Below are 14,984 nucleotides of genomic sequence, written 5' to 3'. Positions count from 1 at the left end.
GCAACGGGCATCCGCGCCGGGCCGGGGTCTCCTCGTTCGGCATCAGCGGGACCAACGCCCACCTGATCCTGGAGGAGGCGCCCGAAGAGCTCGTCCCTGACACGGAGGCGCCCGAGGGCGTGGTGCCGCTCGTGGTGTCGGCCCGCAGCGCGGGCTCGCTGGCGGGTCAGGCCGACCGTCTCGCCGCGTTCATCGAGGACAGTGGTCAGGAGCCGGCCGGGATCGCCGGGGCACTGGTTACCGGCCGGGCGCTGTTGAAGGACCGCGCTGTGGTCGTGGCCGACTCGGCCGAAGAGGCGGTCGCCGGGCTGCGTGCGCTGGCTGCCGGTGAGAGTGCGCCGGGTGTGGTGACCGGGAGCGCCGGGGCGCCGGGGAAGGTCGTGTGGGTGTTCCCCGGCCAGGGCTCGCAATGGGCGGGCATGGGCCGGGAGTTGCTGGACTCCTCGCCGGTGTTCGCGGAGCGGATCGCCGAGTGCGCTGCCGCGCTGGAGCCGTACATCGACTGGTCGTTGATCGACGTGCTGCGGGGCGAGGCCGGGCCGGAGCTGTTGGACCGGGTGGATGTCGTGCAGCCCGCCAGCTTCGCCGTGAATGTGGGTCTCGCCGCCGTGTGGTCGTCGGTGGGTGTGCTGCCGGACGCGGTGTTGGGTCATTCGCAGGGTGAGATCGCGGCGGCTTGTGTGTCCGGCGCGCTGTCGCTGGAGGACGCGGCGCGTGTGGTGGCGTTGCGGAGCCAGGCGATCGCTGAGCAGCTGGCCGGGCGCGGGGGCATGGCTTCGGTCGCGCTGAGCGTCTCTGAGGCCGTCGCTCGTCTGGAGCGGTGGGCGGACCGTGTCGAGGTCGCGGCAGTCAACGGTCCGACCTCAGTGGTCGTCGCCGGTGGCGCCGAGGCGTTGGACGAGGTGCTGGAAGCCCTGTCAGCCGACGGCGTCCGGGTCCGCCGTGTGGCGGTGGACTACGCCTCCCACACCCGCCATGTCGAGGACATCGAGGCCACCCTCGCCGACACCCTCTCCGGTATCGACGCGCAGGCCCCGCTGGTGCCCTTCTATTCGACCGTCACCGGCGAGTGGATCCAGGAAGCCGGTGTCCTGGACGGCGGTTACTGGTACCGCAACCTGCGCGGCCAGGTCGGCTTCGGCCCCGCCGTGGCGGAACTCCTGAGCCAGGGCCACCGGACCTTCGTCGAGGTCAGCGCCCATCCGGTGCTGGTCCAGCCGATCACCGAGATCGTCGACGAGAGCGACGCGGTGGTGACCGGGTCGCTGCGCCGCGAAGAGGGCGGCTCCCGGCGGTTGCTGGCCTCCATGGCCGAGTTGTTCGTCCGAGGCGTGCCCGTGGACTGGGCGGGAGTGCTGCCCGCCGGAGCAGCCAAGGCCCGCGTCGATCTGCCGACGTACGCCTTCGACCACCGGCACTACTGGCTCCGGACGGCGCAGGCCGCCACCGACGCCGCATCTCTGGGGCAGGCCGCGGCTGATCACCCGCTGCTCGGCGCGGTCGTACGACTTCCGCAGTCCGACGGGCTGGTGTTCACCTCGCGCCTGTCGCTCAAGTCGCACCCCTGGCTGGCCGATCACGCCATCGGCGGTCTGACCGTCCTCCCGGGCACCGGACTCGTCGAACTGGCCGTGCGGGCCGGTGACGAGGCCGGCTGCGGGGTCCTGGACGAGTTCGTGATCGAGGCGCCGCTGGTGGTGCCGGAGCAGGGCGGCATACGGGTCCAGGTCGCCGTCGGCGCGCCGAACGAGAGCGGCGAACGCACCGTCGAGATCTGGTCCCAGCGGGAGAACGCCGACGAGGCGGAGGCCTGGACGCGGCACGCCGCGGGGCTCCTGTCGGCCTCGGCCCAGGGGGCGGACTTCTTCGACTTCGCAGCCTGGCCCCCCGCCGGTGCGGAACCCGTCGAGACCGGCGGCCTGTACGCCGACCTCGGCGAGCAGGGACACGACTACGGCCCCGCCTTCCAGGGCGTGCGGGCGGTCTGGCGGCGCGGTGAGGAACTCTTCGCCGAGGTCGCCCTGCCCGAGGAACAGCGCAAGGACGCCGCGCGGTTCGGCATCCACCCCGCGCTGCTCGACGCCGCCCTGCACGCCCACACGCACGGCACGGCGACGGCGGTGCGCCAGCCGCTCGACTGGAGCGGCCTGGTGCTGCACGCCGCGAGCGCCTCGGCCTTGCGCGTACGGCTGCTGCCCACCGGGTCCGACAGCCTGTCGCTGGAGGCGGCGGACGAGGCCGGCGGCCCGGTGGTGTCGGTACGTTCGCTGACGCTGCGGACCCTGTCCGCCGAGCAGTTGGCGGGAGCCGGGAACAACACGACCGACGCGCTGTTCCAGGTCGACTGGACCGAACTGCCCCCGGCCCAGGCCTCCGTGAGCGCACCCTCCTGGACGCCGGTCGCCACCGCGGACGAGGTCGAGGCCCTCGCCGAGAACGGGGAGACCCCGTCGGTCGCGGTGGTCGAGGCCGTCGGCGGCGACGGGGCGGACGCCGTACTCGCCCTGTCCTCCCGGGTGTTGGGCGTCGTACAGGCCTGGCTGGCCACGGGCGGACCCGAGGAGTCACGTCTTGTCGTGGTGACCCGGGGTGCGGTGCCCGCCGGTGACGGTGCGGTGACCGACCCGGCCGGTTCGGCGGTGTGGGGTCTGGTTCGTGCGGCGCAGGCCGAGAACCCGGACCGGATCGTCCTGATCGACACCGACCCGGCTTCCGACGACGGACCGGCGGCCGTCCTGGGCACCGTACTGGCCGGTGGCGAACCGCAGGTCGCGGTCCGCGGGACGACGCTGTCGGCGCCCCGGCTCGCCCGCGCCGCCGCCCAAGTCCCGGGCGCGGCGCCGATGTTCGGCCCGGAAGGCACGGTTCTGATCACCGGCGGCACCGGCTCGCTCGGCGCCCTGGCGGCCCGGCACCTGGTCACCCGGCACGGTGTCCGCCACCTCGTCCTCGCCAGCCGTCGCGGCCCGGACGCCGAAGGCGCCCAGGAACTGGCCGCCGAGCTCACCGCACAGGGCGCGTCCGTCTCGGTCGTGGCCTCCGACGTGTCCGACCGAGACCAGGCCGAGGCCCTGCTGGCCTCGATCTCCGACGCGCAGCCGCTGCGGGCCGTGCTGCACACGGCCGGTGTCCTGGACGCCGGTGTGGTCGGCACCCTCACCCCGGAGCGGCTGGCGAGGGTGTTCGCGCCGAAGGTGGACGCCGTACGCCATCTCGACGAGCTGACCCGTGACGTGGAGCTGGACGCGTTCGTCGTCTACTCCTCCGTCTCGGCCGTGTTCATGGGCGCGGGCAGCGGCAGTTATGCGGCCGCCAACGCCTACCTGGACGGTCTGATGGCGGAAAGGCGAGCTGCGGGTCTGCCCGGTCTCTCGCTGGCCTGGGGCCTGTGGGACCAGACCGACGGTATGGCCGCGGGCACCGACGATCTCACCCGGTCCCGGATGAACCGGCGCGGTGGCCTCCAGGCCATGCCGCCGGCGGAGGGCATGGAACTCTTCGACGCCGCCGTGGGATCCGCGCACTCGCTCCTGGTGCCCGCCAAGCTGGATCTGCGCGGGGTACGGGCCGAGGCGACGGCGGGCGGCACGGTGCCGCACATGCTGCGCGGCCTGGTCCGTGCGGGCCGGCAGCAGGCACAGACCGGATCGGCCAGGGAAGACGGGCTGCTGCGCCGTCTCGCCGCACTCCCCGCCGACGAGCAGGAGAAGGTCCTCGTCGACCTGGTGCGCGCCCAGGCCGCGATCGTCCTCGGCCACTCCGGACCGGAGGCGATCGGCGCGGACACGGCGTTCAAGGACACCGGCTTCGACTCGCTCACCTCCGTGGAACTGCGCAACCGGCTGCGCGCGGAGACCGGCCTCAAGCTCCCGGCCACGCTCGTCTTCGACTACCCGAACCCGCAGACCCTGGCCCGCCATCTGCACGCCGAACTCATCCCGGACGGTGGCACGGCGGGCCCCGAAGTGGACGAGGAACGCCTGCGCAACGCCCTCGTCAACCTCCCGCTCGCTCGGTTCCGGGAGGCCGGACTGATGGATGCCCTGGTCAAGCTCGCCGCCCTCGGCGACGGCGCACCGGAGATCGGCGCGCCCGACGCCGCCGACGAGGAGAGGTCGATCGCCGAACTGGACGTCGACGACCTCGTGCACCTGGCGCTCGGCGACAACTGATCCTTCGACACCGCGGAAAGATTGGGGACATCAAGTGAGTGCGTCGTATGAGACGGTCGTCGAGGCGCTACGGAAGTCGCTCGAAGAGGTCGGCTCGCTGAAGAAGCAGAACCGCCGGCTCATCGACGCCTCCCGGGAGCCCGTGGCCATCGTCGGCATGGCCTGCCGGCTGCCCGGCGGCGTCGCAGGTCCCGAGGACCTGTGGCGTCTGGTGCGTGACGGCCGCGACGCCGTCACCGACTTCCCCGAGGACCGCGGCTGGGACCTGGAGAGCCTGTACGACCCGGACCCGGAGCGCGCGGGGACGTCGTACACCACCAAGGGCGGATTCCTGCACGAGGCGGGCCTCTTCGACGCCGGGTTCTTCGGGATCTCGCCGCGTGAGGCGCTGGCGATGGACCCGCAGCAGCGGCTCCTCCTGGAAGCCTCCTGGGAGGCCTTCGAGCACGCCGGCATCGACCCGGTCTCGCTGAAGGGCGCCGATGTCGGCGTGTTCTCCGGGGTGTTCGGACAGGGGTACGTCGCGCCCGGCGCCAGCGTGGTCACACCCGAACTCGAGGGCTTCGCGGGAACGGGCGGCTCGACCAGTGTGGCCTCCGGCCGTGTGTCCTACGTCTTCGGCTTCGAGGGCCCCGCGGTCAGCATCGACGCCGCCTGCTCCTCCTCGCTGGTCGCCATGCACCTCGCCGCGCAGGCGCTGCGCAGCGGCGAGTGCTCCATGGCGCTCGCCGGCGGCGCGACGGTCATGGCCAACCCCGGCGCCTTCGTCGAGTTCTCCCGGCAGCGCGGCCTCGCCGCCGACGGCCGCTGCAAGGCGTACGCCGATGCCGCGGACGGCACCGGCTGGGCCGAGGGCGTCGGAGTCGTCGTCCTGGAGAGGCTGTCGGTGGCGCGGGAGCGCGGGCACAAGGTGCTCGCCGTGCTGCGGGGCAGCGCGGTCAACCAGGACGGCGCCTCGAACGGTCTGACGGCGCCGAACGGTCCCTCGCAACAGCGAGTCATCCGTGGCGCACTGGCCAACGCCGGGCTCTCCCCGGCCGACGTGGACATCGTGGAAGGCCACGGCACGGGGACCGTCCTCGGCGACCCGATCGAGGCGCAGGCCCTGCTCGCCACGTACGGGCGCGACCGTGAACAGCCCTTGTGGCTGGGCTCGTTGAAGTCGAACGTCGGTCATACGCAGGCGGCCGCCGGCGTGGTCGGCGTCATCAAGATGATCCAGGCGCTGCGGCACGGCGTCATGCCGCCCACGCTGCATGTGGACGCGCCTTCGACGAAGGTCGACTGGTCGGCGGGCGCGGTGGAACTGCTGACCGAGGCCCGCGAGTGGCCGCGCAACGGTCACCCGCGGCGGGCCGGGGTGTCCGCGTTCGGCGTGAGCGGCACCAACGCTCACCTGATCCTGGAGGAGGCACCCGCTTCCGCCGAGGAGACGGTCCCGGACTCGGCCGTCCCCGGCGGCGCGGTGCCGCTCGTGGTGTCGGCGCGCGGTACCGGTGCGCTGGCCGGTCAGGCGGAACGGCTCGCGAACCTCATCGACGAGGGTGGTCAGCCGCTGTCCGGTGTCGCCGGGGCGCTGATCTCCCACCGGGCGCTGCTCAACGACCGAGCGGTCATCGTGGCCGAGTCCGATGAGGAGGCGGTCGCCGGGCTGCGCGCGCTGGCTGCCGGTGAGAACGCCCCCGGTGTGGTGTCCGGAACCGCCGGTTCGCCGGGCAAGGTCGTGTGGGTGTTCCCCGGTCAGGGCTCGCAATGGGTCGGCATGGGCCGGGAGTTGCTGGACTCGTCGCCGGTGTTCGCGGAGCGGATCGCGGAGTGCGCGGCGGCCCTTGAGCCGTACATCGACTGGTCGCTCGTCGACGTGCTGCGGGGGGACGCAGGGCCGGAGCTGCTGGACCGGGTGGATGTCGTGCAGCCCGCGAGCTTCGCCGTGAACGTCGCTCTGGCCGCCGTCTGGTCGTCGGTCGGGGTCAGGCCGGATGCGGTGCTCGGTCACTCGCAGGGTGAGATCGCGGCCGCGTGTGTGTCCGGGGCGTTGTCGCTGGAAGACGCGGCGCGTGTGGTGGCGTTGCGGAGTCAGGCGATCGGTGAGCAGCTGGCCGGGCGGGGCGGTATGGCCTCGGTCGCGCTGAGCCTCGCGGAGGTGGCCTCTCGTCTGGAGCGGTGGGCGGACCGGGTCGAGGTCGCGGCGGTCAACGGCCCGACCTCCGTGGTCATTGCCGGTGACGCGGAGGCGTTGGACGAGGCACTCGAGGCCTTCTCGGCCGATGGCGTGCGCGTACGCCGGGTCGCGGTGGACTACGCCTCCCACACCCGGCACGTGGAGGACATCGAGGAGACGCTCGGCGAGCGGCTCGCGGGTATCGACGCGCAGACCCCTCGGGTGCCCTTCTATTCGACCGTGACCGGCGAGTGGATCCAGAACGCCGGTGTCCTGGACGGCGGTTACTGGTACCGCAACCTGCGCGGGCAGGTCGGCTTCGGTCCCGCCGTGGCGGAGCTCCTGAGCCAGGGCCACGGTGTCTTCGTCGAGGTCAGCGCCCATCCGGTGCTGGTCCAGCCGATCACCGAGATCGTCGACGAGACCGGGGCGGTGGTCACCGGCTCGCTGCGCCGCGAAGAGGGCGGTCTGCGCCGACTCCTCGCCTCCATGGCCGAGTTGTTCGTCCGGGGCGTCTCCCTGAACTGGGCCGGTGTCCTGCCGGCCGGAGCCACCGCGGCCGACGTCGACCTGCCGACCTACGCCTTCGAGCACCAGCACTACTGGCTCCAGGAACCCGACACGGCGACGGACGCCGCCTCGCTGGGGCAGGCCGCGGCCGATCACCCGCTGCTCGGCGCGGTCGTGCAGCTTCCGCAGTCCGACGGGCTGGTGTTCACCTCGCGGCTGTCGCTGAAGGCCCAGCCCTGGCTGGCCGATCACGCCGTCGGCGGTGTCGTCATCCTCCCGGGCAGCGGTCTGGTCGAGCTCGCGGTACGCGCCGGTGACGAGGCCGACTGCGGGGTGCTGGAAGAGCTCGTGATCGAGGCTCCGCTGGCGGTACCGGAGCAGCGCGGCGTACGGGTCCAGGTCGCCGTGGGCGCGCCGGACGGGAACGGCTCGCGCAGCGTGGAGATCTACTCCCGGAGCGAGGGTGCGCCGGACGGGTGGACCCGGCACGCCACCGGGACACTGTCGGCCGAGCCGTCGACGCAGACCACCGATGCCGACTTCGTCGCGTGGCCGCCGGCCGGCGCGGAGGCGGTCGAGGTCGGCGCCTTCTACAGCGACCTGGTCGAGCGCGGCTACGGATACGGGCCCGCGTTCCAGGGTGTGCGTGCGGTGTGGCGGCGGGGCGAGGAGGTCTTCGCGGAGGTCGCCCTGCCCGAGGAACTGCGGGCGGAGGCGGGCCGGTACGGTCTGCACCCCGCCCTGCTCGACGCGGCACTGCAGGCCGCCACGATCGGGAACGCGACCGACGCGGACGACACCGGGGCGCCGGTGCTGGCCTTCGCCTGGAACGGCCTGGTGCTGCACGCCTCGGGCGCCTCGGCGCTGCGGGTGCGGATCGCGCCGAACGGTGCGGACGCGCTGGCGGTCCAGGCGGCCGACGAGGCCGGTGGCCTGGTCGTGACGCTGGACTCGCTGGTGTCCAGGGCCGTGTCCGCCGAGCAGTTGGAGACACCGGTCGACGCGGTGGTCGCCAACTCGCTGTTCCGGCTGGAGTGGAGCGAACTGCCCCCGGTTCCGGGGTCGGAGCTGCCGCCTTCGTGGCTGCCGGTGAGCACGCCGGAGGACGTGGCGGCCGTCGCCGCGAGCGGTGCCGCACCGGCGGTGGTGGTCCTGGAGGCGGTCGGCGACGACACCGAGGACGCCGTACTCGCCCTGTCCTCCCGTGTGTTGGGCGTACTGCAGGCATGGCTGGCCGCCGACGGCCTCGACGAGTCGCAGCTGGTCGTGGCAACCCGGGGCGCGGTGACCGCGGGCGACACGGCGGTGACCGACCCGGCCGGGTCCGCGGTGTGGGGTCTGGTGCGGGCCACCCAGTCCGAGAGCCCCGACCGGGTCGTCCTCCTGGACGTCGACCCCGACGCCGACGGCGGTGTGGAGTCCGCCCTCGACTACGTACTGGGGCCGGTGATGGCCAGTGGGGAGCCCCAGGTCGCCGTCCGGGACTCGGTCATGTCCGTTCCCCGGTTCGCCCGCCCCACGGGTGAAATCGCCGACGAGCCCGCGGTGTTCGGTCCGGAGGGGACCGTCCTGGTCTCCGGCGCCGGGTCGCTGGGCGGTGTGGTGGCCCGGCATCTGGTCACGCGGCACGGCGTACGCCGGCTCGTCCTTGCCAGCCGTCGCGGTCCGGAGGCCGAGGGTGTGCGGGAGCTGGTCGCCGAGCTGGGCGGGCAGGGCGCGGAGGTGTCCGCCGTGGCCTGTGACGTGTCCGACCGTGCGCAGGTCGAGGCGCTGCTGGCGTCACTGACGGACCTGCGCGGTGTCGTGCACACGGCCGGCGTCTTCGACGACGGGCTGATCGGCACGCTGACCCCGGAGCGGCTCGCGGGCGTGTACGCGCCCAAGGTGGACGCCGTACGTCACCTCGACGCCCTCACCCGCGGCCTGGACCTGGACGCGTTCGTGGTGTTCTCGTCCGTCGCGGGTCTGTCCGGCGGCGCCGGGCAGGGCAACTATTCGGGGGCCAACGCCTTCCTGGACGGCCTGATGAGCCACCGCAGGGCGGCGGGCCTGCCCGGCCTGTCCCTCGCCTGGGGGCTGTGGGAGCAGTCCCTCGGCATGGCCGGCCACCTCAGCGCCTCCGACCAGGCGCGGGCCGACCGGCACGGTGTGCTGGCGATATCGGCGGCCGAGGGCATGGAGCTCTTCGACGCCGCCCTCGCGTCCCCGCAGTCGCTGCTCGTGCCGGTCAAGCTGGACCTGCGCGGCATTCGGGCCGACGCGTCGGCGAGCGGAGTCGTACCGCATCTGCTGCGCGGACTCGTCCGCGTGGGCCGGCAGCAGGCCCGAGCGGTCGCCACCGCCGGTCAGAGCGGGCAGCTGTCCGACCGGCTGGCCGGACTCACGGCCGCCGAACAGGACGCCCTGCTGCTCGACCTGGTGCGGACACAGGCCGCCGTCGTCCTCGGCCACAGCAGTGCGGACGGCGTCCGGCCGGACATCGCCTTCAGCGAGGCCGGGTTCGACTCGCTCACCTCGGTGGAGCTGCGCAACCGGCTCCGTGAGGCGACCGGCCTGAAGCTGCCTCCCACACTCGTCTTCGACTACCCTACCCCCGAGGTCCTCGCCCGCTGTCTGCGCGAGGAGTTCGGCGAGGTGGCCGCACCGGAGGAGACCGCACCGGCGGCCGTCGCGGCCGACACCGGCGAGCCGCTCGCCATCGTCGGGATGGCGTGCCGGTACCCGGGCGGCGTGACCTCGCCCGAGGAGCTGTGGCGGCTGGTCGCCGACGGCGTCGACGCCGTCTCCGACTTCCCCGAGGACCGCGGCTGGGACCTGGAGGGCCTCTTCGACCCTGACCCCGACAACCCCGGCACCTCCTACACCAGCCAGGGCGGATTCCTGCAGGCCGCGGGCCTGTTCGACGCGGGCTTCTTCGGGATCTCGCCCCGTGAGGCGCTGGCGATGGACCCGCAGCAGCGGCTCCTCCTGGAGACCTCCTGGGAGGCCCTGGAAGGCGGCGGCATCGACCCGGTCTCGCTGAAGGGCACCGACGTCGGTGTCTTCACCGGAGTCTCCAGCCAGGGCTACGGCGGCAACGAGGTCACCCCGGAGATGGAGAGCTTCGCCGGCACGGGACTGGCGTCCAGCGTCGCCTCGGGCCGGGTCTCGTACGTCTTCGGCTTCGAGGGCCCGGCGGTCTCGATCGACACCGCCTGCTCGTCGTCCCTGGTGGCGATGCACCTGGCCGCGCAGGCACTGCGCCAGGGCGAATGCTCGATGGCCCTGGCCGGCGGCGCGATGGTGATGGCGACCCCCGCCACCTTCATGGCGTTCTCGCGGCAGCGTGGCCTGGCGGGCGACGGCCGCTGCAAGGCCTTCGGGGAGGGTGCGGACGGCATGGGGCTGTCCGAGGGCGTGGGGGTCGTGGTCCTGGAGCGGCTGTCGGTGGCGCGGGAGCGCGGGCACAAGGTGCTCGCCGTGCTGCGGGGCAGCGCGGTCAACCAGGACGGCGCGTCGAACGGTCTGACGGCTCCTAACGGGCCCTCGCAGCAGCGGGTGATCCGCAAGGCACTGGCCGGCGCCGGGCTTTCGCCGGCGGATGTCGACGTCGTCGAGGGCCACGGCACCGGTACGGCTCTGGGTGACCCGATCGAGGCCCAGGCGCTGCTGGCGACCTACGGCAAGGACCGCGACGCCGAAAAGCCGCTGTGGCTCGGCTCGTTGAAGTCGAACATCGGCCACTCCCAGGCCGCCGCGGGTGTCGCCAGTGTCATCAAGATGGTGCAGGCCCTGCGGCACGGAGTGCTGCCGCGGACGCTGCACGCGGAGCAGCGCACCTCCAAGGTGGACTGGTCCGCGGGCGCGGTGGAGCTGCTCACGGAGACCAAGGACTGGCCGCGCGCCGACGCGCCACGCAGGGCCGGGGTCTCCTCGTTCGGGGTCAGCGGAACCAACGCGCATCTGATCCTGGAGGAGGCGCCCCCGGAGGAGACGCCCGCCGTGGAGGCGCGGCAGCCGCTGGTGTCCGCGGATGTGCTGCCGTTGGTGCTGTCGGCGCGCAGTCCCGGTGCGCTGGCGGGTCAGGCCGGCCGGCTCGCCGCGTTCATCGAGGACGCCGGTGCGGAACTGGCGCCTGTCGCCGGCGCACTTGTCGCCCAGCGGACGCTGTCGAGCGACCGTGCGGTGCTCGTGGCGGACTCCCGGGCGGAGGCGCTGGCCGGGCTGCGCATGCTGGCCGCCGGTGAGAGCGCGCCCGGTGCGGTGTCGGGGACCGCTGACGGTTCGCCGGGCAAGGTCGTGTGGGTGTTCCCCGGCCAGGGCTCGCAATGGGTGGGCATGGGCCGGGAGTTGCTGGACTCCTCGCCGGTCTTCGCGGAACGGATCGCCGAGTGCGCGGCCGCCCTTCAGCCGTACGTCGACTGGTCCCTCGTCGACGTCCTGCGCGGTGACGCCGAACCCGGACTGCTGGAGCGGGTCGACGTCGTCCAGCCCGCGAGCTTCGCCGTGAACGTGGGCCTCGCCGCGGTCTGGTCCTCGGTCGGCGTCCTCCCGGACGCGGTCCTCGGCCACTCCCAGGGCGAGATCGCCGCCGCGTGTGTCGCCGGTGCGCTGTCGCTGGACGACGCCGCACGCGTGGTGGCCCTGCGCAGCAAGGCGATCCGCGAGCAGCTGGCCGGGCGGGGCGGCATGGCCTCGGTCGCGCTGAGCGAGAGCGAGGCGGTCGCCCGGCTCGTGCCGTGGGCGGACCGGGTCGAGGTCGCCGCGGTCAACGGCCCGGCCTCCGTGGTCGTCGCCGGTGACGCCCAGGCCCTGGACGAGGCGCTGGAGGCCCTCTCCGCCGACGGCGTCCGGGTGCGCCGCGTCGCCGTGGACTACGCCTCCCACACCCGCCACGTGGAGGACATCCAAGGCACCCTCGCCGCCACCCTCTCCGGCATCGACGCCCAGTCCCCGGTGGCACCGTTCTACTCGACCGTCACCGGCGGGTGGATCGAGGACGCCGGCGTCCTGGACGGCGCCTACTGGTACCGCAACCTGCGCGGCCAGGTCGGATTCGGCGCCGCCGTCGCCGAGTTGATCCGCCAGGGCCACCGGACCTTCGTCGAGATCAGCGCCCACCCGGTGCTGGTCCAGCCGATCAACGAGATCGTCGACGACAGCGAGACCGACGCCGTGGTGACGGGAACGCTGCGCCGCGAGGAGGGCGGTCTGCGGCGGTTCCTGGCCTCCATCGCCGAGTTGTTCGTCCGGGGCGTCGCCGTCGACTGGAGCGGCGTGCTCCCGGCCGAAGCGGCGCAGCCGGGCCGCGTGGACCTGCCGACGTACGCCTTCGACCGGCAGCACTACTGGCTGCACACCGCACAGGCCCCCACCGACGCCACCTCCCTCGGCCAGACGGCCGCCGGCCACCCGCTGCTCGGCGCCGTGGTGCGGCTGCCGCAGTCCGACGGGCTGGTGTTCACCTCGCGGCTGTCGCTCAAGTCGCACCCCTGGCTGGGCGATCACGTCGTCGGCGGCCTCGTGCTCGTCCCCGCGACCGGGCTGGTGGAGCTGGCCGTACGGGCCGGTGACGAGGCCGGGTGCGCGGTGCTGGAGGAGCTGGTGACCGAGGCGCCGCTGATCGTCCCGGAGCAGGGCGGCATGCGGGTCCAGGTCGCCGTGGGCGCGCCGGGGGAGAGCGGTTCGCGCACGATGGAGATCTACTCGCAGCGCGAGGACGCCACCGCCGACGACGGGTGGACGCGGCACGCCACCGGAGTGCTGGCGCCCTCGGCGCCGACGCGGGGGACGGACTTCGACTTCGCCGCCTGGCCGCCGGCCGACGCCGAGCAGGTGGATCTGGACACCGCAGACCTGTACGAGGGGCTGCTGGAGCGCGGCTACGCCTACGGGCCCGTGTTCCAGGGCGTGCGGGCGGTGTGGCGGCGCGGCGAGGAGCTCTTCGCCGAGGTCGCCCTGCCCGAGGAGGAGCGCAAGCGGGCCGGTGACTTCGGCCTGCACCCCGCGCTCCTCGACGCCGCCCTCCAGGCCGGGACGTTCGCCGCCGCGGACAGCGGCGAGGAGGACGCCGGACAGCCGGTGATGCCGTTCTCGTGGAACGGACTGGTGCTGCACGCCTCCGGTGCCTCGGCGCTGCGGGTGCGGGTCGCGCCGAACGGTGCGGACGCACTGTCGGTCGAAGCGGCCGACGCGACCGGCAGCCCGGTTCTGACAATGGACGCGCTGGTCATGCGGGCGGTCGACATCCAGCAGCTGGGCGCCGGCTCGGCGGCCGCCGACTCGCTGTTCGCGGTGGAGTGGACCGAACTGCCCCCGGCGAGGCCGGAGTCCGCCCCCGCGTGGGCGCCGGTGACCTCGGCCGAGGACACGGTCACCCTGGTCCAGAGCGGCGGCGCCCCGGCGGTGGCCGTCCTGGAGGCCGTCGGCGGCGACGGACCGGACTCCGTACTGGCACTGACCTCACGGGTGCTGGGCGTGGTGCAGGTGTGGCTGGCCGCACCCGGACTGGAGGAGTCGCGCCTGGTGGTGCTGACCCGGGGCGCGGTCGCCGCGGGTGGCGACGGCGCGGTGACGGACCCGGCCGGGTCCGCGGTGTGGGGTCTGGTGCGGGCGGCGCAGTCCGAGAACCCGGACCGGATCGTCCTGCTGGACACCGACCCCGCCGCCGAGGGCGGTGTGGAACCGGTGCTGGACTCCGTCCTCGCCGCGGTGGTGGCCAGTGGCGAACCGCAGCTCGCGGTACGCGGCACGGCCCTCTCCGTGCCCCGGCTCGCCCGCGTCGGCGGTCAACTCGCCGACACACCCGCGGTGTTCGGGTCCGAGGGGACCGTCCTGGTCTCCGGCGCCGGATCCCTCGGCGCCCTGGCGGCCCGGCATCTGGTCACCCGGTACGGCGTACGCCGGCTCGTCCTGGCCAGCCGTCGGGGTCCGGATGCCGAGGGGGTGCGGGAGCTGGTCGCCGAGCTGGGCGGGCAGGGCGCGGAGGTGTCCGCCGTGGCCTGTGACGTCTCCGACCGTGCGCAGGTCGAGGCGCTGCTGGCGTCACTGACGGACCTGCGCGGTGTCGTGCACACGGCCGGTGTGTTCGATCCCGGGGTGATCGGGACGCTGTCCCCGGAGCGCCTGGCAAGGGTGTTCGCGCCGAAGGTGGACGCCGTACGTCACCTCGACGCCCTCACCCGGGACCTGGACCTCGACGCGTTCGTCGTCTACTCCTCCGCCTCGTCCGTCTTCATGGGCGCCGGCAGCGGCGCCTACGCGGCGGCCAACGCCTACCTCGACGGCCTCATGGCGGGCCGGCGGGCCGCCGGAGCACACGGGCTCTCGCTGTCGTGGGGCCCGTGGGAGCAGCTCACCGGAATGGCGGGCAACATCGACGATCTCACCCGGGACCGGATGAGCCGACGCGAAGGGCGCGGGGGAGTCCTCGCGCTCCCGCCCGCCGAGGGCATGGAGCTGTTCGACGCCGCGCTGCGCACCGAGCACTCGCTTCTCGTACCGGTCAAGCTCGACGTGCGCAGCGTCAAGGCCGACGCGGCGGCGGGCGGCGGAGTGCCGTATCTGCTGCGGGGCCTGGTCCGCACGGGCCGGCAGCAGGCGCGGACGAGCGGCGACGGCGGCGAGCGGCTGCAGCTGTCCGACCGGCTCGTCGGACTGTCCGCGGCGAAGCAGGAGGCACTCCTCCTCGACCTGGTGCGCGCCCAGGCCGCGGTCGTCCTCGGACACAGCGGCCCGGAGGGCATCCGGCCGGAGACCGCCTTCAGCGAGGCCGGGTTCGACTCGCTCACCTCGGTGGAGCTGCGCAACCGGCTCCGTGAGGCGACCGGCCTGAAGCTCCCGGCCACGCTGGTCTTCGACTGCCCGACGCCGACGGCCCTCGCCGGGTATCTGCGGGCCGAACTCGCCGTCGACGAGGCGTCCCCCGCCGACGCGGTGCTGGCCGGACTCGCCGGTCTGGAGGCGGCCATCGAGTCCGCGGCACCCGACGAGACGGCCCGCGAGCGGATCACCGTACGCCTGCGGGAGCTGCTGAAGGCGGCCGAGACGGTGGGCGCCCCCGCACCCGGTGAGGCGCACGAGGATCTCGAAACCGCCAGCGACGAGGAGCTGTTCGCGCTCTTCGAGCAGCTCGACTGAACCGCACCCACACCCACGGCAAT

At 73.6% G+C, this 14,984-nt stretch carries 2 protein-coding genes; both read left to right on the top strand.

Going from position 1 to position 14,984, the window contains the following annotated elements; translation table 11 throughout:
• On the top strand, positions 1-4,172 hold a 4,172-nt coding region (locus PH203_RS42945; RefSeq protein ID WP_289927586.1), incomplete at its 5' end, for a type I polyketide synthase.
• Between the two features lie 34 nt (positions 4,173-4,206).
• Positions 4,207-14,961 carry a type I polyketide synthase gene (locus PH203_RS42940; RefSeq protein WP_289927585.1) on the top strand — a complete coding sequence of 3,585 codons (10,755 nt, stop codon included), beginning with the start codon at positions 4,207-4,209 and terminating at the stop codon, positions 14,959-14,961.
• Positions 14,962-14,984: the final 23 nt, after the last annotated feature.

It is taken from the genome of Streptomyces sp. S.PB5 (assembly GCF_030403745.1).
GTDB lineage: Bacteria > Actinomycetota > Actinomycetes > Streptomycetales > Streptomycetaceae > Streptomyces.
Note: the sequence above shows the minus strand (reverse complement) of the source record. Positions and strands in the feature narration are given on the sequence as shown.